Source organism: Enterobacter cloacae complex sp. IR5441 (assembly GCF_049238215.1).
Classification (GTDB): Bacteria; Pseudomonadota; Gammaproteobacteria; order Enterobacterales; family Enterobacteriaceae; genus Enterobacter; species Enterobacter hormaechei_C.
This window is the reverse complement of sequence record NZ_JBMKIA010000009.1, coordinates 145340-163089: the sequence shown is the minus strand read 5'-3', so window position 1 is coordinate 163089 and position 17750 is coordinate 145340. Positions and strand designations below refer to the sequence as shown.

The 17750-nt window shown below is 53.7% G+C and carries 15 protein-coding genes; all 15 read right to left on the bottom strand.

Translation table 11 applies throughout. The features are described from left to right. Positions 1-60 precede the first annotated feature (60 nt). A complete protein-coding gene (accA, locus tag ACOTX5_RS12585) occupies positions 61-1020 on the bottom strand; it encodes an acetyl-CoA carboxylase carboxyl transferase subunit alpha (protein WP_003856154.1) in 960 nt (319 codons plus the stop codon). Between the two features lie 12 nt (positions 1021-1032). After that, positions 1033-4515: a DNA polymerase III subunit alpha gene (gene dnaE / locus ACOTX5_RS12580; RefSeq protein WP_017694479.1), complete on the bottom strand. Its 3483-nt coding sequence runs from the start codon at positions 4513-4515 to the stop codon at positions 1033-1035. Between the two features lie 38 nt (positions 4516-4553). Beyond that, a complete protein-coding gene (rnhB, locus tag ACOTX5_RS12575) occupies positions 4554-5150 on the bottom strand; it encodes a ribonuclease HII (protein ID WP_045911039.1) in 597 nt (198 codons plus the stop codon). Beyond that, positions 5147-6295 (bottom strand): lipid-A-disaccharide synthase, encoded by a 1149-nt coding sequence (gene lpxB / locus ACOTX5_RS12570; protein WP_003856161.1) that lies wholly within the window; start codon positions 6293-6295, stop codon positions 5147-5149. The genes rnhB and lpxB overlap by 4 nt, the downstream gene beginning before the upstream one ends. Further along, positions 6295-7083, bottom strand: coding sequence for an acyl-ACP--UDP-N-acetylglucosamine O-acyltransferase (lpxA, locus tag ACOTX5_RS12565; RefSeq protein ID WP_003856164.1), 789 nt, complete (start codon positions 7081-7083; stop codon positions 6295-6297). Before lpxA ends, lpxB begins: the two co-directional genes overlap by 1 nt. Positions 7084-7086: 3 nt before the next feature. Then, complete coding sequence (gene fabZ, locus ACOTX5_RS12560; RefSeq protein ID WP_003856165.1) at positions 7087-7542, bottom strand: 3-hydroxyacyl-ACP dehydratase FabZ; 456 nt, start codon at positions 7540-7542, stop codon at positions 7087-7089. 104 nt (positions 7543-7646) lie between these two features. After that, positions 7647-8672: a UDP-3-O-(3-hydroxymyristoyl)glucosamine N-acyltransferase gene (gene lpxD / locus ACOTX5_RS12555; protein WP_045911038.1), complete on the bottom strand. Its 1026-nt coding sequence runs from the start codon at positions 8670-8672 to the stop codon at positions 7647-7649. Positions 8673-8675: 3 nt separating this feature from the next. After that, on the bottom strand, positions 8676-9170 hold the full coding sequence (gene skp / locus ACOTX5_RS12550) for a molecular chaperone Skp (RefSeq protein WP_006810039.1): 495 nt from the start codon (positions 9168-9170) through the stop codon (positions 8676-8678). Between the two features lie 123 nt (positions 9171-9293). Continuing rightward, positions 9294-11711, bottom strand: a complete 2418-nt coding sequence (gene bamA, locus ACOTX5_RS12545) for an outer membrane protein assembly factor BamA (protein ID WP_003856172.1) — start codon at positions 11709-11711, stop codon at positions 9294-9296. A gap of 31 nt (positions 11712-11742) precedes the next feature. Further along, positions 11743-13095 carry a sigma E protease regulator RseP gene (gene rseP / locus ACOTX5_RS12540; protein ID WP_023303108.1) on the bottom strand — a complete coding sequence of 451 codons (1353 nt, stop codon included), beginning with the start codon at positions 13093-13095 and terminating at the stop codon, positions 11743-11745. Between the two features lie 11 nt (positions 13096-13106). Further along, positions 13107-13964 carry a phosphatidate cytidylyltransferase gene (gene cdsA / locus ACOTX5_RS12535; RefSeq protein ID WP_003856175.1) on the bottom strand — a complete coding sequence of 286 codons (858 nt, stop codon included), beginning with the start codon at positions 13962-13964 and terminating at the stop codon, positions 13107-13109. A gap of 12 nt (positions 13965-13976) precedes the next feature. Then, on the bottom strand, positions 13977-14735 hold the full coding sequence (gene ispU, locus ACOTX5_RS12530) for a (2E,6E)-farnesyl-diphosphate-specific ditrans,polycis-undecaprenyl-diphosphate synthase (protein WP_003856176.1): 759 nt from the start codon (positions 14733-14735) through the stop codon (positions 13977-13979). Positions 14736-14920: 185 nt separating this feature from the next. After that, positions 14921-16120: a 1-deoxy-D-xylulose-5-phosphate reductoisomerase gene (gene ispC / locus ACOTX5_RS12525; RefSeq protein WP_063438909.1), complete on the bottom strand. Its 1200-nt coding sequence runs from the start codon at positions 16118-16120 to the stop codon at positions 14921-14923. A 92-nt stretch (positions 16121-16212) separates the two neighbouring features. After that, positions 16213-16770: a ribosome recycling factor gene (gene frr / locus ACOTX5_RS12520; protein WP_017383739.1), complete on the bottom strand. Its 558-nt coding sequence runs from the start codon at positions 16768-16770 to the stop codon at positions 16213-16215. Positions 16771-16937: 167 nt separating this feature from the next. Beyond that, the gene (gene pyrH, locus ACOTX5_RS12515) at positions 16938-17663 is read right to left on the bottom strand and encodes a UMP kinase (protein WP_002889306.1); all 726 of its coding nucleotides are present in this window, start codon (positions 17661-17663) and stop codon (positions 16938-16940) included. Positions 17664-17750 lie beyond the last annotated feature (87 nt).

The following is a 17750-nucleotide window of genomic DNA, read 5'->3' as shown; positions in this document are numbered from 1 at the left end:
GTAAACGGCAGGTATAAAAAAAGCCGCAACAATGTGCGGCTTTTAGGATAATTGTGAGGCTTACGCGTAACCGTAGGTCATCAGACGCTGATAACGACGGTTGAGCAGATCTTCTGTGCTCAGCACGTCCAGGTCCGCCAGATCTGCCAGCAGCTGCGCTTTCAGGGAAGCAGCCATCACTTCCGGCTTACGATGCGCGCCGCCCAGCGGTTCAGGGATAACGGTGTCGATCAGCTTCAGCTCTTTCAGACGTGGGGCAATGATGCCCATCGCTTCAGCAGCCAGCGGCGCTTTATCGGCACTTTTCCACAGAATGGAGGCACAGCCTTCCGGAGAGATAACGGAATAGGTACTGTACTGTAGCATATTCACTTTATCGCCCACGCCAATTGCCAGCGCACCGCCGGACCCACCTTCACCGATAACGGTACAGATGACCGGCACTTTCAGGCGAGACATCTCACGCAGGTTGCGTGCGATGGCTTCAGACTGACCGCGTTCTTCAGCGCCAACACCCGGGTAAGCACCCGGCGTGTCGATGAAGGTGATGATAGGCATATTGAAACGCTCAGCCATCTCCATCAGACGCAGGGCCTTACGGTAGCCTTCTGGCGCTGGCATACCGAAGTTACGACGGATTTTCTCTTTGGTTTCACGGCCTTTCTGATGACCAATAATCATCACCGGACGTCCATCCAGACGCGCGATACCGCCGACGATAGCTTTATCGTCAGCGTATGCGCGGTCGCCTGCCAGTTCGTCAAATTCGTCAAACGCCAGGCGGACATAATCCAGGGTGTACGGACGCTGTGGATGACGCGCCAGCTGGGCGATCTGCCATGCGCCGAGATCGGCAAAGATTTTGCGCGTCAGTTCTACGCTTTTTTCGCGCAGACGATGCACTTCTTCGTCGATGTTAATATCCAGTTTTTCATCCTGACGGCTCACGGCTGTCAGAGAATCGATTTTCGCTTCCAGCTCTGCAATCGGCTGTTCGAAATCAAGGAAATTCAGACTCATAGTATTCCTGTATTAGTCAAACTCCAGTTCCACCTGCTCCGAACCAATGAGGCCACGGAGATCGTTCAGTAAACGATCGCTCGGAGAGACACGCCACGTTGCACCAAAGCGCAACCGCGCACGTGCATCCGCCCTCTGATAGTAGAGATGTACTGGAATGGTCCCCGAGCGGTGGGGTTCCAGAGACTGACGGAGTCGGTTTAAAAGCTGGTCATCAATTTGCCTGTCCGTCAGCGAGATAGCAAGCCCGCGAGCATATTTTTCCCGGGCTTCGTCAATGTCCATCACTTCGCGGGCGGTCATTTTAAGCCCCCCGCTGAAGTCATCAAAGCTGACCTGTCCGCTGACGATAAGTATGCGGTCTTTTTCCAGCAATTGCTGGTATTTATCCAGCGCGTCGGTGAACAACATCACCTCCAGACGCCCGGAACGGTCATCCAGGGTACAGATGCCGATACGATTGCCGCGCTTGGTGACCATTACCCTTGCAGCAATCACGAGCCCCGCAGCCGTGGTGATTTTACCACGTTCTGTCGGATGCATGTCTTTAAGCCTGTGGCCGCCGACATAGCGCTCAATTTCTTTCAGATACTGGTTGATCGGGTGCCCCGTCAGGTACAGGCCTAACGTTTCCCGCTCCCCATCCAGCACCACCTGTTCTGGCCAGGGCTGGCAGTTGGAATAAGACTGCTCAATCTGCTCTGGCTCTTCCGCCAGCACGCCGAACATATCTGCCTGGCCAATGGCTTCCGCTTTCGCGTGCTGATCGGCTGCTTTCAGCGCATCGCCGAGCGAGTTCATCAGCGCGGCGCGGTGTGGCCCCAGCCGATCAAACGCGCCGGACATGATCAGTTTTTCCAGCACCCGGCGGTTCAGTTTTTTGGTATCGGTGCGGGCGCACAGATCGAACAGCTCGCGGAAATAGCCGCCGTTGTTACGCGCTTCGATGATCGCCTCGATCGGCCCCTCACCTACGCCCTTGATCGCGCCGATCCCATAGACGATTTCCCCGTCATCGTTAACGTGGAAATGGTACAGGCCAGAGTTAATATCCGGCGGCAGGATCTTCAGCCCCATGCGCCAGCACTCGTCCACCAGGCCAACCACCTTCTCGGTGTTGTCCATATCGGCGGTCATTACCGCCGCCATAAACTCAGCGGGATAGTGAGCCTTCAGCCACAGCGTTTGATACGAAACCAAAGCATAGGCGGCGGAGTGGGATTTGTTAAATCCGTACCCGGCGAATTTCTCCACCAGGTCGAAGATTTTCATCGCCAGTTCGCCATCGACGCCGTTTTTCTTCGCCCCATCCTCAAAGATGGAACGCTGCTTGGCCATCTCTTCCGGCTTTTTCTTACCCATCGCACGACGCAGCATGTCTGCGCCGCCAAGGGTATAACCAGAAAGCACCTGGGCGATCTGCATGACTTGTTCCTGATACAGGATGATGCCATAGGTTGGCTCCAGTACCGGTTTCAGGCTTTCATGCTGCCACTGCACGTCCGGGTAGGAAATCTCTTCGCGCCCGTGTTTACGGTCGATAAAGTTATCTACCATCCCCGACTGCAACGGCCCCGGACGGAACAGGGCCACCAGCGCGATCATATCTTCGAAGCAGTCTGGTTGCAGACGCTTAATCAAATCTTTCATGCCGCGGGATTCAAGCTGGAAGACGGCTGTCGTCTCCGAGCGTTGCAGCATGTCGAAACTTTTCTTGTCATCAAGCGGGATAGCCGCGATATCCAGCGGCGGTTCGCCGTTCTTCTCGCGACGGGCGTTGATCATCTCCAGCGCCCAGTTGATGATGGTCAGCGTACGCAGGCCGAGGAAGTCGAACTTCACCAGCCCGGCGTATTCTACGTCGTTCTTGTCGAACTGGGTGACCGGATGCTGGCCCGCTTCATCGCAGTACAGCGGCGCAAAGTCGGTGATTTTGGTCGGGGCGATAACCACCCCCCCCGCATGCTTACCGGCGTTACGCGTGACGCCTTCCAGCTTGCGCGCCATGTCGATCAGCGCTTTGACCTCTTCGTCGGCTTCGTAGATTTCCGGCAGCTGAGGTTCAGCTTCAAAGGCTTTCGCCAGAGTCATGCCCGGATCGGGCGGCACCAGCTTAGAGATACGATCGACAAAACCGTACGGGTGGCCCAGAACGCGGCCCACGTCGCGGATAACCGCTTTCGCGGCCATCGTACCGAAGGTGATGATCTGCGAAACCGCATCACGACCGTACATATCGGCCACGTGCTCAATCACCTGGTCGCGTTTTTCCATGCAGAAGTCGACGTCAAAGTCGGGCATGGAGACACGTTCCGGGTTGAGGAAACGTTCGAACAGCAGGTCAAATTCCAGCGGATCGAGATCGGTGATTTTCAGGGCATACGCCACCAGCGAGCCGGCACCAGAACCACGGCCCGGACCTACCGGCACGCCGTTATCCTTCGACCACTGGATGAACTCCATCACGATCAGGAAGTAGCCAGGGAACCCCATCTGGTTGATCACCTGGAGTTCAATATCCAGGCGCTCGTCATATTCAGGACGTTTCTCTTTACGGACCGCTTCATCCGGGAAGAGGAATTCCAGACGCTCTTCCAGACCCTCTTTCGATTTCATGACCAGGAAATCTTCGGTGGTCATGTCTCCCGTCGGGAACTGCGGCAGGAAGTATTCGCCGAGACGCACGGTGACGTTACAGCGCTTGGCAATCTCTACGCTGTTTTCCAGCGCTTCCGGGATGTCCGAGAAGAGCTCACACATCTCCTCTTCGCTGCGCATGTACTGCTGCGATGAGTAGTTGCGCGGACGTTTCGGATCGTCGAGGGTGAAGCCGTCGTGGATGGCGACGCGAATTTCATGCGCGTCAAAATCACCCGCCTCAAGGAAGCGCACATCGTTGGTGGCCACCACAGGCAGGCCACGCGCTTCCGCCAGGGCGACGGCCGCATGCAGGTAGCTCTCTTCATCCGCACGCCCGGTACGGATCAGCTCCAGGTAATAACGATCCGGGAAATACTCTTCGTAGAACGAGACGCACTGATCCACCAGCGCGTTATTACCGCGTAGCAGACATTTGCCGACATCTCCCATACGGCCACCGGAGATCAGCAGCAAACCTTCGTTCAGCTCCGCCAGCCAGTCGCGGTCAATCCATGGACCCAGTGCGCCGTAACCGCGCTGGTAGGCTTTTGAGATCAGCAGAGTGAGGTTCTGATAACCCGTGTTATTCATGGCTAACACGGAAATTTGCGTCATCTCATCGCCGAGCAGGTCGCTCTGCACATGAAAATCCGCGCCGACGATGGGCTTTAATCCTGCGCCATGCGCCGTTCCGTAGAACTTCACCAGGCCACACAGGTTGGTAAAATCGGTGATCGCCAGCGCAGGCATGCCAAGCGAGGCCGCCTTTTTTACCAGCGGCCCGGTCTTTGCCAGCCCATCGATCATGGAGTAGTCGCTATGCACCCGCAGGTGTACGAAACGTGGTTCAGCCATCTTCAAATCCCGCGTTACTTAATTGCTTGCGTCTTGATTCAGGACACCAGTCCCAGCGCGCGTTTCACCGGGCCAAAGCTGCGCCGATGATGTTCAGTTGCGCCATGTTCAGCCAGCTTTTCCAGATGGAAAGCCGTTGGATATCCCTTGTGCTGGGCGAAACCATACGCGGGATAAGTGAGGTCCAGCGCGGCCATTTCGGCATCGCGCGTCACTTTGGCAATGATTGACGCCGCACTGATTTCTGCGACGCGTCTATCGCCTTTAACAACAGCCATGGAAGGCATCGGCAGCGCCGGGCAACGGTTACCGTCGATCAGCACATACTCAGGCACAATCTTCAGGCCAGCAACGGCACGCTGCATCGCCAGCATGGTGGCGTGCAGAATGTTCAGATCGTCGATCTCATCCGGCTCTGCGCGCCCGAGACTCCAGGCCAGTGCCTTTTCTTTAATTTCATCGAACAGCGCCAGGCGACGCTTTTCACTCAGTTTTTTCGAGTCGTTCAGGCCAACGATCGGGCGGGCTGGATCGAGGATCACCGCCGCGGTCACAACGGCACCCACTAACGGGCCACGACCGACTTCATCCACACCGGCAACGAGGTGGGTATGGGGATAAATAAATTCCATCATTGTGCTAACTCCAGCACCGCATCGGCCGCCTGCTCATCAGCATTACAGCGGATCAGTTGATGCAGTTCACGGAAGGTATCATGCATCTGGTGGCTGGTTTTACCGTTGGCCAGCAGCGGCAGTAATGCATCAGCCAGTGCCTGCGGCTGGCATTCATCCTGCAAGAGCTCTTTCACCAGTTCGCGACCCGCAAGCAGGTTTGGCAGGGATACGTAATCTGTTTTTACCAGACGTTTTGCCAGCCAGAAGGTAAACGGCTTCATGCGATAACCGACCACCATTGGGCATTTTGCCAGCATACACTCCAGAGCAGCCGTGCCGGAAGCCAGCAGTGCGGCATCACTCGCAAACATGGCTTGCCGCCCTTTTCCGTCCAGCAGGCGGACGTGAAGATCCGGGGCGACGTCGGCTTTGATACGCTCAAACTGCTCGCGGCGTTTGGCATTCACCAGCGGCACGACCACTTCAAGATCGGGGTAAGTCTTGCGAAGAATTTGCGCCGTTTTCAGGAAATCGGCACTGAGCATTTCAACTTCCGCACCCCGGCTCCCTGGCAGCAGCGCCAGACAGTGCACATCATGCGGGATGCCCAGTTCGTCACGCGCCGCGTTTTTATCCGGATCCAGCGGCATGGCATCCGCCATGGTATGACCGATAAAACGGCACGGGACATTAAATCTGTCGTAAAACGCTTTTTCGAAAGGCAGAAAAGCCAGCACCAGATTAGTGGATCGTCCGATTTTGAAAACGCGTTTCTGTCGCCACGCCCACACGGACGGACTGACGTAATGGATAGTTTTGATCCCCTGCTTTTTCAGGTTCCCTTCAAGGGTAATATTGAAATCAGGCGCATCAATGCCGACAAATACATCGGGCTTAAGGTCGGTAAAGCGGCGGGTAAGGTCGGCGCGAATATGCAGCAGGCGACGCAAGCGCCCCAGCACCTCGACGATGCCCATCACAGCCAGCTCTTCCATTTCATACCAGGCTTCACAGCCTTCGGCCTGCATCAGCGGCCCAGCCACGCCCACAAAGCGAGCATTGGGTACACGGGCTTTAAGCGCGCGGATAAGACCTGCACCAAGAATATCGCCGGAGGTTTCTCCGGCGACCAGGGCGATGGTAAGCGGACGACTGTCGACCATTAACGAATCAGACCACGGGTTGAACGTTCAAAGAATTCCATGAACGTTTTCACTTCAGGGTGCTTATTCGCCAGCTCGGCAATTTCCGGCTTAGCCTCTTCCAGCGTTTTACCGCTACGGTACAGCAGTTTGTACGCGTTGCGGATGGCAGTAATCGCTTCGCGACTAAAACCACGACGCTTGAGACCTTCGATGTTCACGCCAAACGGCGTGGCATGGTTGCCCTGCGCAATCACAAACGGTGGGACGTCCTGCGCCACACCGGAGCATCCGCCGACCATCACGTGTGCACCAATGATGCAGAACTGATGGACTGCGGTCATGCCGCCAATAATGGCGAAATCATCAACCGATACGTGTCCCGCCAGCGTTGCGTTGTTGGCGAGAATACAGCGGCTACCCACGGTACAGTCGTGCGCAATATGCGCATTAACCATAAACAGGTTGTCGCTGCCCACCTTCGTCAATCCACCGCCTTGCGTTGTACCACGATGAATGGTGACGCTTTCGCGAATGCGGTTACGATCGCCGATTTCCACGCGGGTCGGTTCGCCAGCATACTTAAGATCCTGGTTAACTTCGCCGATGGAGGCGAACTGATAGATCTCATTGTTGCAGCCAATGGTGGTATGACCATTCACGACAACGTGAGATTTCAGTACTGTACCCTCACCAATTTCGACATGGGGTCCAACAATACAAAACGGGCCAATGTGGACGTTGGCACCAATGATGGCACCCGTTTCCACAATGGCGGTAGGATGAATAAAGGCGGATTTATCAATCACGTATCAGGCCTCCCGGCTACGCGCACACATCATTGTCGCTTCGCAAACAACTTTGCCGTCAACCATAGCTACGCCTTTGAAGCGAGTCAGGCCGCGACGCGTTTTTTCAAAAGTGACTTCCATGATCATTTGATCACCAGGCACGACCGGACGCTTGAAGCGCGCTTCATCGATACCCGCGAAGTAATAGAGTTCACCCGGTTCCAGTTTACCTACGCTTTTAAACGCCAGAATACCGGTAGCCTGTGCCATCGCTTCCAGGATCAATACACCCGGGAAGATAGGCTTACCAGGGAAGTGCCCCTGGAAGAACGGCTCGTTAACGGAGACATTTTTCACTGCGCGCAGAAAACGACCTTCTTCAAAATCCAGCACACGGTCTACCAGTAAAAACGGATAGCGGTGCGGCAGAAGTTCTAAAATCTCTTCAATATGCAGAGTATGAGTGTCAGTAGTCAAAATACTCTTCCTGTCAAATGTACTAAGTAGCAATAATAACACGGCCTGCCGGTTTATAAACAAAGCCGACAGGCCGGGAAATTTAGCGTTAAACGGATGAACGCTTAGTCTTGTTGATCGATTTTGCGCTCAATCGCTTTGAGTCGCTTGCTCATATCATCAATATTCATCACCAGTGCAGCTGTTTTACGCCAGACCTTGTTCGGTTGCAGCGGAATACCTGAGGAATAAACGCCAGGCTCAGTGATTGGACGCATCACCATACCCATCCCCGTCACCGTGACTTTGTCGCATATTTCCATATGGCCATTGATCACGCTGGCACCGCCAATCATGCAGTAACGGCCAATTTTCAGGCTGCCTGCCATGATAACACCACCCGCAACTGCGGTATTGTCGCCAATCACAACGTTATGTGCAATCTGGCACTGGTTGTCTATGATAACACCGTTACCAATAATGGTGTCGTCAAGCGCACCGCGGTCGATAGTTGTACAAGCGCCGATCTCCACACGATCGCCGATAATCACGCGACCCAGCTGAGGGATCTTAACCCAGTTACCCCGATCGTTGGCGTAACCAAATCCGTCAGAACCAATCACCGTGCTGGACTGTACGAGACAACTCTCGCCAATCTCAACCTCATGGTAGACAGAGACATTGGCCCACAGACGAGACCCTGCGCCAATTTTCGTATTTTTTCCAACAAAGCAGCCAGGGCCAATCACCACGTTATCACCCAAAACAACGCCGGATTCGATAACGGCGTTTGCGCCGACTGATACGTTGTTACCCAGCTGAGCCGTCGGATCAATCGCAGCACTGGCTGCAATGTTCTGTGCCGGCTGCGGCGTGGTATCAAGAATTTGGGCCATGCGCGCATAGGTCAGGTAGGGATTTTTCACTACCAGTGCAGCGCTAGTGGCAAACGGAAGATCGTCCTGCGTCAGCACAACGGCAGACGCCTGGCACTGGGCCAGGTGTTCACGGTACTTAGGGCTTACCATGAAGGTAATAGTGCCTGCTTTAGCAGATTGCATGGACGCAACAGCGGTGATGACAATATCGCCATCACCGTGTAATTCTGCATCCAACTGCTGAGCTAAATCAGCCAGTCGAATTGAAGGCATTACTTATTTAACCTGTTTCAGAACATCAGCGGTGATGTCTTTAACATCGCTGCTGTTGAATGCAACGGCGTTCGCATCAACAACCAGATCGATGCTCTGATCGGCTGCTACTGCTTTAACGGCAGACTGAATACGCGTCACCAGTTTGCCACGCTCTTCGTTAGAACGACGCTGACGATCCTGCTCGAAAGCCTGTGCTTTCTGAGAGAAGGTCTGGCGCTGAGACATGACGTCTTTTTCCAGTTTGCTGCGCTCGCTCGCTTTCATGGTAGAACCATCACGCTGAAGACGCTGCATCTTGGACTGAAGATCACCTTCCATACGTTGCAGTTCGCTCGCACGGCCTTTGAATTCGTTTTCCAGCGTTGCAGAAACACCGGTTTTCTGTGCAACCTGCTGGAACAAATTACCCATGTTGACGATTGCAATTTTATCCGCTGCCTGAGCAGAAGTTGCCATCGCTAAACCGAGACCTGCAGCTAATAACCACTTTTTCACAATTAACTCCTTACCATCCCATTGGCACCCGAGGGGTACCGTTCTTTGCGTGGCAAGGCGACCGTGTTACCGATCGCCGGTTGTCAGCGCTACACTGCCAACGCATTCCATTGCAGCGGATTATTACCAGGTTTTACCAATGTTAAACTGGAACTGCTCCGCTTTGTCTCCATCGTATTTCTTAAACGGCTGGGCGTAAGAGAAGACCAACGGCCCCAGCGGTGACATCCATTGTAATGCGATACCTGCGGACATGCGAATGTTGCTCGGATCGCTGTAGTCCGGAACCCCCGCCGCACGCATCTGGGCGGTGTTCTCCCAGTTGGTGTCCCACACCGTACCTGCATCCATAAAGAAGGAGGTACGCACGGAGTTCGCATACTTATCACTGATAAACGGCGTAGGCGTGATGAACTCGAGGCTCGCCACGGCCATAGCGTTACCACCTACTGCGTCATCAGAGCTACATACTTGCTTAGGATCACGGCTTGCGCAGTTATCTTCGTCATTACCGCCGTAATAAACCGCTTTCGGACCAATGTTATTGGACTGGAAGCCACGCACGGTGCTTGAACCACCGGCGTAGAAGTTTTCATAGAACGGCAGTTCTTTGCTTCCAATACCGTCACCATAACCCCAACGGGTACGACCAAGAACAACCCACTTGTGATCTTCATCAATTGGGAAGTAGGACGCTGTATCCAGCGTGACCTTGTAGAACTCGTTATCCGAGCCCGGGATAGTCACTTTACCGTTCAGGTTGACGCGTGAACCTTCCGTCGGGAAGTAGCCACGGTCAAGACGGTTGTAGGTCCAACCGTAGTTGAAGGTGAAGTCATCCGCGGCGAAACCGTTGTCATCGCTGGACGTACTCGCCGACTGACCGATGGAGTCCAGGTAACGCCACATCGCCACCTGCGGTTGCATGTTGGACAGGTCGTTATGCACGTACCCTAAACCTGCGCGCAAGGTGTTGTATTCGTTAACCGGGAAGCCAAGCGTACCATCCAGACCGTAACTCTTGTTGGTATACGAGGAGAGGTCCGCGTCGTCCGCTTTAAAGTCGTTATAGAAGATACGACCGCCCAGGCTTACACCGTCAACGGTGAAGTATGGGTTGGTAACGGAGAACTCAGAGTAGGTCTGGTAGTCGTTTTTCGTCCCGTTGATACCGACAGAGTAGCCCGTACCCAGCCAGTTATCCTGCTGAACACCGACCTGGAAGCTCACGCCACTTTCAGTACCGTAACCAATACCGAAGTTGAAGCTACCGGTATTGCGTTCTTTAACTTTATAAACGACATCAACCTGATCCGGACGACCTGGTACACGCTGAGTATCGGTATCGACCGTTTCGAAGTAGCCCAGACGGTTCAGACGCTCTTTACCCTGATCTACCAGATCGCTTCCCAGCCATGCCCCTTCCATCTGGCGCATTTCACGGCGCAGAACGGAGTCTTTAGAGGTATCGTTACCTTCGAAGCGGATCTTACGCACGTAGAAGCGGTTGCCCGCATCAACGTTAACGTGCAGCTTAACGGTTTTATCCGTGTCGTTAATTTCCGGCTGCGTTTGCACACGCGGATACGCATAACCATAACGGCCGAGCAGCTTCTTAATGCTGTCTTCCATTTTGGTGACTTTAGATCCGCTGTACAGATCGCCCGGCTGAATTTTGGTCAGAGATTCAATTTCAGCTGAATGTCCTGCCAGATTGCCGCTGACTTCAACACCCGAAAGCGTGTACTTATCGCCTTCTGTGATGTTAACGGTAATGTAGATACCTTTCTTGTCCGGAGTCAGACTCACCTGAGTTGAATCGATGTTGAAACGGGCGTAACCGCGATCCAGATAGTAGCTGCGCAGGGTTTCAAGGTCACCCGCCAGTTTCTGTTTCTGGTATTTACGATCGCCTACCACGTTCCACCACGGCACTTCGTCACGCAGCTGGAAGTTGGAGATCAGTTCGTCGGTGCTGAACGCGTGGTTACCCACGATGTTGATCTGCTGGATCTTCGCAGAAACACCTTCCTGGAAGACCAGTTTCAGGTCAACACGGTTACGTGGCAGCGGTGTAACAACCGCTTTAACGCTCGCGCTGTATTTACCGACGCTGTAGTAGAAATCTTCCAGACCTTTTTCAATGTCTGCAAGGGTTGTGCGGTCCAGAGATTCCCCCACACGAACACCCGATGCCTCAAGGTTCTGCTTGAGCATGTCGTCTTTCACCGATTTGTTACCGGAGAAAGTGATGCTGGCAATCGTTGGACGTTCTTTTACCTGAACCACCAGCGTATCACCATCGCGCAGGACGCGGACGTCCTCAAAGTTGCCAGTGGCAAACAGAGCACGGATGGTGTTACTGATATCTTCATCATTAACCGTATCGCCGGGGCGCACAGGCATACTGAGGAGGGCCGCACCAACGGCGACACGCTGAAGGCCTTCGAAATGAATATCTTTCACTACGAACCCGTCAGCACCGTATACGGTCGCGCTGCTAAACAGCAGCGACGCTATGAGCAACTTTTTCATCGCCATCGTTATTATGCGTTCTTCCTAACTAACTCTCTTACAACCGAGAGAAATCATTGAAAAGTGCAAGCCCCATTAACAGCACCAGCAAAATCGAGCCAATGCGATAACTAAAGTCTTGAACTCGCTCGGATACCGGTCCGCCTTTTAGCTTTTCAATCGCTAAAAACAGCAGATGGCCCCCATCTAATACGGGAAGCGGGAACAGGTTGATTATCCCCAGGTTCACGCTAATCAGCGCAAGGAACATGAGATAGTAAATCACCCCGAACTCCGCTGACATCCCAGCCCCCTGAGCAATCGAAATTGGCCCACTGAGGTTGTTCAGTTTCACATCACCGGTTATCAATTTCCCCAACATGTTGACCGTAAGCTTCATCAGCTGCCATGTTTTATCCGTGGCCTCAACGATGGCGCTAAACGGCCCATACTGGCGTATTGTCTTGTACTCATCTGGCAGTGGGATCACTTTCGGCACAACGCCTGCAAACCCTTCCGCCTTACCGCCGCCCGATTTGGTATCCGGGGTGAGAGTCAGTGAGAGCGAACTCCCCTGCCTTTCCACTTCCAGCGCGAGCGGCTTGCCTGGATTATCGCGCACCAGAGTAACAAAGGTCATCCATTGTGTTAATGGCTGACCATCGACTTTAACGATCCTGTCACCCGCTTGTAAACCTGCTTTACTCGCTGCCGATTTGGCCTGTACTTCGGCTAATACCGGCTCGATCTGCGCGCCGCGCGGTCGAATCCCGAGTGCGGCGACAGGGTCCTCTTTGTCTGGCTCAAAGCGCCAGTGGCGTAAATCCAGCACTTTTTCCTGCCGCTGGTCGGAACCAAATGGCGATACGCTGACGGTTGTCTGCTCATCACCAATTTTGGCAACCAGTTGTAACCTCACGGCATCCCAATCAGGGGTTTCGATACCATCAATCGCTTTAAGTTCCATTCCCGGTGTAATTTGCGCCGTTGCCGCAATAGAACCCGTAGTGATTTCGCCCACGACCGGGCGCACGCCAGGCACGCCGATGATAAACACCAGCCAGTAAGCGAAGATAGCGAAGATGAAATTGGCTACCGGGCCGGCAGCGATGATGGCAGCACGTTGTCCAACAGTTTTATTGTTAAACGCGCTATGGCGAAGTTCCGGGGCGACAGGCTCAACGCGTTCGTCGAGCATTTTGACATAGCCGCCCAGGGGAATCAGAGCAATGACAAACTCGGTGCCATGCTTATCGGTGCGCTTCCAGAGCGATTTGCCAAAGCCAATCGAGAATCGCTCCACCCGCACACCACAGCGCCGGGCAACCCAGAAATGGCCAAATTCATGCACGGTAATCAGTACACCCAGTGCAACAATGAACGCCGCCAGATTCCAGAGAATGCTCAGCATAAAACCTTCCGTTATATCGTCCCAAACACCAGTAAAAGCAGGCAAGCAAATACGGGAACAGCCGCGGTAAGGCTGTCAATGCGATCCAGTATTCCGCCATGTCCTGGAATCAGGTGACCACTGTCCTTAATCCCTGCTTCACGCTTAAACATACTCTCGGTTAAATCACCCAGCACCGATGCCAGCGCCGCGAAAATCGAACATACCAGCAGCGTGGAGGGGGCAACCTCAAGATTCGCCCAGACGCCATAGCCCCAGGAGATAATCGCTGCCGTAAACAGGCCGCCGATGAAGCCTTGCCAGGTTTTGCCCGGAGAAACCTTTGGCGCCAGTTTATGTTTGCCGAACAGTTTACCAAACATATAGGCCCCGGAGTCAGCCCCCCAGACGAGAATCATCACATAAAGCAGCCATATCGCGCCGCTGTAGTGGTTTTCGTCATAGTGCCAGGCGCGCAACGCAACCATTCCCCAGAAAAACGGAACAATCGTGAGCAGACCAAAAATAAGGCGCAACACTTTAGAGTTGCGCCAGATCGCCGCAGAGCCCGGATAGAAAAGCACTAAAACAAGCGCAGCAATCCACCAGGCCAGCGATATCCATAAGGATCCGGCAACCAGCGGCTGGTGAACATCATGATGATATTCAGGCAAGGTATACAGCATCAGGGCCAGTAAAAAACCACAGAGTACCGCCAGCCATACCCGCTGAGTGCGCGAGGTAAAGCCGCTAAGCTGCCCCCATTCCCACGCGGCGAGCATACACACCACCAGCGTAACAATAGCGAATCCCACCGGAGGCAGTAAAAACAGCGCTGCGATGACGACGGGTATTAATACAAAAGCGGAAATCAGGCGATACTTCAGCAAAAGCTACCCCCATCAGGCGTTATCGCCACCAGGCTCGGTGCCGCCGAAACGACGCTCTCGATTGGCAAAGGCATGCAGCGCACCTTCAAAGTCTTGTTCATCAAAATCTGGCCAAAGAACATCCGTAAAGTAAAGTTCGGCGTAGGCAATTTGCCACAGCAAAAAGTTACTTATGCGATGTTCCCCCCCTGTCCTTATAACCAAATCCACGGGTGCCAGTTCATTCATGCAGATTTGCTGACTCAGCGCCTCTTCATCAATCTGGTCGGGTCTTAACAGCCCTTCCTGAACCTGCTCAGCCAAATGCCGAACCCCCTGGATAATATCCCAGCGTCCGCCGTAATTCGCCGCGATATTGAGCGTCAGGCCGGTATTATTTTCCGTCAGCGCTTCTGCTTTGCGAATCCGTTCCTGCAAACGTGAGTTAAAGCGACTGGTTTCGCCAATAATACGCAAGCGGACGTTGTGGCGGTGCAGGCTTTTTACTTCACTATCGAGCGCCCACACGAACAGTTCCATCAACGCAGTCACTTCCTGCGCAGGTCGATTCCAGTTCTCACTGCTAAAAGCATAGAGCGTTAACGCATCAATGCCGTTATTGGCGGCAAAAGAGACGGCGCGGCGAACAGATTTCGCCCCAGCTTTATGCCCAAAGGCTCGTATCTTCCCTTGTCTTTTCGCCCAGCGGCCATTGCCATCCATGATGATTGCAACATGGCGACAGCCATGTGCTGGCAAGTTTTCGCTTATTGGTTGATTCGCAGACAACATAACGCGTTTTTAGTCCCTGAAAGGATTTAACGGTACACAGGAATACTGAAGCCTATACATAAAAAAGCCGTGTCAAACCACGGCTTACCTGACCACTTAAAGCCAAATACCTGCGATCAGGTGGCGCAGACTATATCACTGAAGCCCAACGCTAACAAATAGCACGACGACTAGTGCTTGCTTTATCACCAGCTTGCGAGACGTGTCACCTGTTTACGCGCAACAATGCGTGCCTGTTCATCCACGGCCAGCACCTCTTCCACGCTCTGCGGCTCACGCAAATCCATTATCTCCAGCACGGATAAATTCAACGCGGCGATGTCAGTAAAGCGGATCTGCTGATTCAGGAATGCTTCAACGGTCACTTCATTGGCTGCATTAAGCGCCGTTGTCGCCGCCTGCCCCTGATCGAAGGCCGTCATCGCCAGTTTCAGACAGGGATAACGGTCGTAATCAGGCTCGCTAAACGTCAGTGAACTCAGCTTACAAAAATCGAGAGGCTTAACGCCCGATTTTACGCGGTTTGGCCACGCCATCGTATGAGCAATAGGCGTACGCATATCCGGTTCGCCCAGCTGGGCCAGCACGCTGCCGTCCTGATAGCGCACCATCGAGTGAATCACCGACTGCGGGTGGATCAGCACTTCCATCTGTTTCGCCGACGCATTGAACAGCCAGCGAGCTTCAATGTATTCCAGACCTTTGTTCATCATGGTGGCCGAATCGACGGAGATCTTACGCCCCATTGACCAGTTCGGATGACGACACGCCTGATCCGGCGTCATTGCGCTCAATTCAGACAGTGGCGTTTCACGGAACGGGCCACCAGACCCGGTAAGCAGAATCGACACAACGCCATTCTGCTCCAGGTCAGCGTACCCCAGGTTTTGTTGAAAAGGTTGAGGTAAACTCTGAAAAATCGCGTTGTGTTCGCTATCGACCGGCAAAAGACGCGCCCCACGCTGTTTTACCGCTTCCATAAAGAGGCGTCCGCAGGTGACCAGCGACTCTTTGTTCGCAAGCAGGACATCTTTACCCGCATCAATAGCGGCAAGCGTCGGCAGAAGACCCGCCGCCCCGACGATTGCCGCCATGACCTGATCAACTTCATCAAGCGCGGCCATATCGCACGCCGCCTGTTGCCCGCTGAGTACCTCGGTACGGCAGCCCTTCTCCTGCAACAGCGTTTTCACCTGGCGGGCGCTCTCTTCGTCATCCATCACCGCAAAACGGGGGGTAAACTCCAGGCACTGTTCGACCATTCGCTGCACGTTTTTTCCGGCCACAAGCGCGGCCACGGTGTAGCTGTCAGGATTATGACGTACAACGTCGAGAGTGCTGCAACCGATAGAGCCGGTCGAGCCGAGGAGAGTGAGATGCTTCATGAGATGCCCAAAAGTTAGACCAGATAAAAGCAAAACGCCGCCAGCAAGACTCAATGTCCTTCTGAACGGCGTTTATCAGTGTACAGCGAAAATCAGAACTGCATCAGTTCCGCTTCTTTTTCTGCCAGCGCCGCATCAATTTTCTTGATGGCCGCGTCGGTCATTTTCTGAATGTCGTCCTGAGAACGACGATCGTCGTCTTCGCTGATCTCTTTTTCTTTCAGCAGGGCTTTCACTTTATCGTTCGCATCGCGACGCACGTTACGTACGGAAACACGACCCTGTTCAGCTTCACCACGAACTACTTTGATCAGGTCTTTACGACGCTCTTCCGTCAGCGGAGGCAGTGGAACGCGAATATCCGCGCCGGCTGAGCTTGGGTTCAGACCCAGGTCGGATGCCATGATCGCTTTTTCAACGGCCGGGCTCATTGAGCGGTCGAACACGTTGATTTTCAGGGTACGGGTATCTTCTACCGTCACGCTCGCCAGCTGACGCAGAGGCGTTGGCGTACCGTAATATTCTACGATGATGCCATCCAGCAGGCTTGGGGAAGCACGGCCAGTACGGATTTTGCTGATTTGGTTTTTGAACGCTTCTACGCATTTTTCCATGCGTACTTCAGCATCTTTTCTGATGTCGTTAATCACGTTACGGATCCTTGAAAACTTGTCTCAGGCAGACTATCCGCCAGCACAGCGCTACAGGTGTGCTAAGTATAGTCGCGTTTAATTCATGACAACGCCAAAGGCGCGCCCGGGTAAGATACCACGTCGAAATAAAGCGGAATCTTACCTGTATTTATCGCCGACGGAAATTATTCCGTGATCAAAGTGCCTTCTTTTTCGCCCATAACAACGCGACGCAGCGCGCCAGGCTTGTTCATGTTGAAGACACGGATCGGTAGTTTGTGGTCACGAGCCAGCGTAAAGGCGGCAAGATCCATCACTTTCAGCTCTTTTTCCAGCACTTCGCTGTAGGTCAGCTGATCGTACATGGTCGCTGAAGGATCTTTTGCCGGGTCGGCAGTAAACACGCCATCTACTTTGGTCGCTTTCAGCACCACATCGGCTTCGATTTCGATACCGCGCAGGCAGGCTGCGGAATCGGTGGTAAAGAACGGGTTACCCGTACCGGCGGAGAGGATCACCACGCGGTTGTTGCGCAGCAGGCTGATGGCCTCTGCCCAGCTGTAGTTATCGCATACGCCATTCAAAGGAATAGCGGACATCAGGCGAGCGTTCACATAGGCGCGATGAAGCGCATCACGCATCGCCAGGCCATTCATCACGGTTGCCAGCATACCCATGTGGTCGCCCACTACGCGGTTCATCCCCGCTTTCGCCAGACCAGCACCACGGAAAAGGTTGCCACCGCCAATGACCACGCCAACCTGAATACCCAGTTCGACCAGTTCTTTGATTTCCTGTGCCATGCGATCAAGGATGCTTGCGTCAATACCGAAGCCTTCCGATCCTTGCAGCGCTTCGCCACTCAGCTTAAGCAGAATGCGTTTGTACACGGGTTTTGCATTGGTAGCCATGTTTCTTTCCTGAGACTGTCAACGATTAAGATGGGGTTAATTCTGGCGACATGATATGTCGCAAATCAGCACAGCGATACTGGAGCC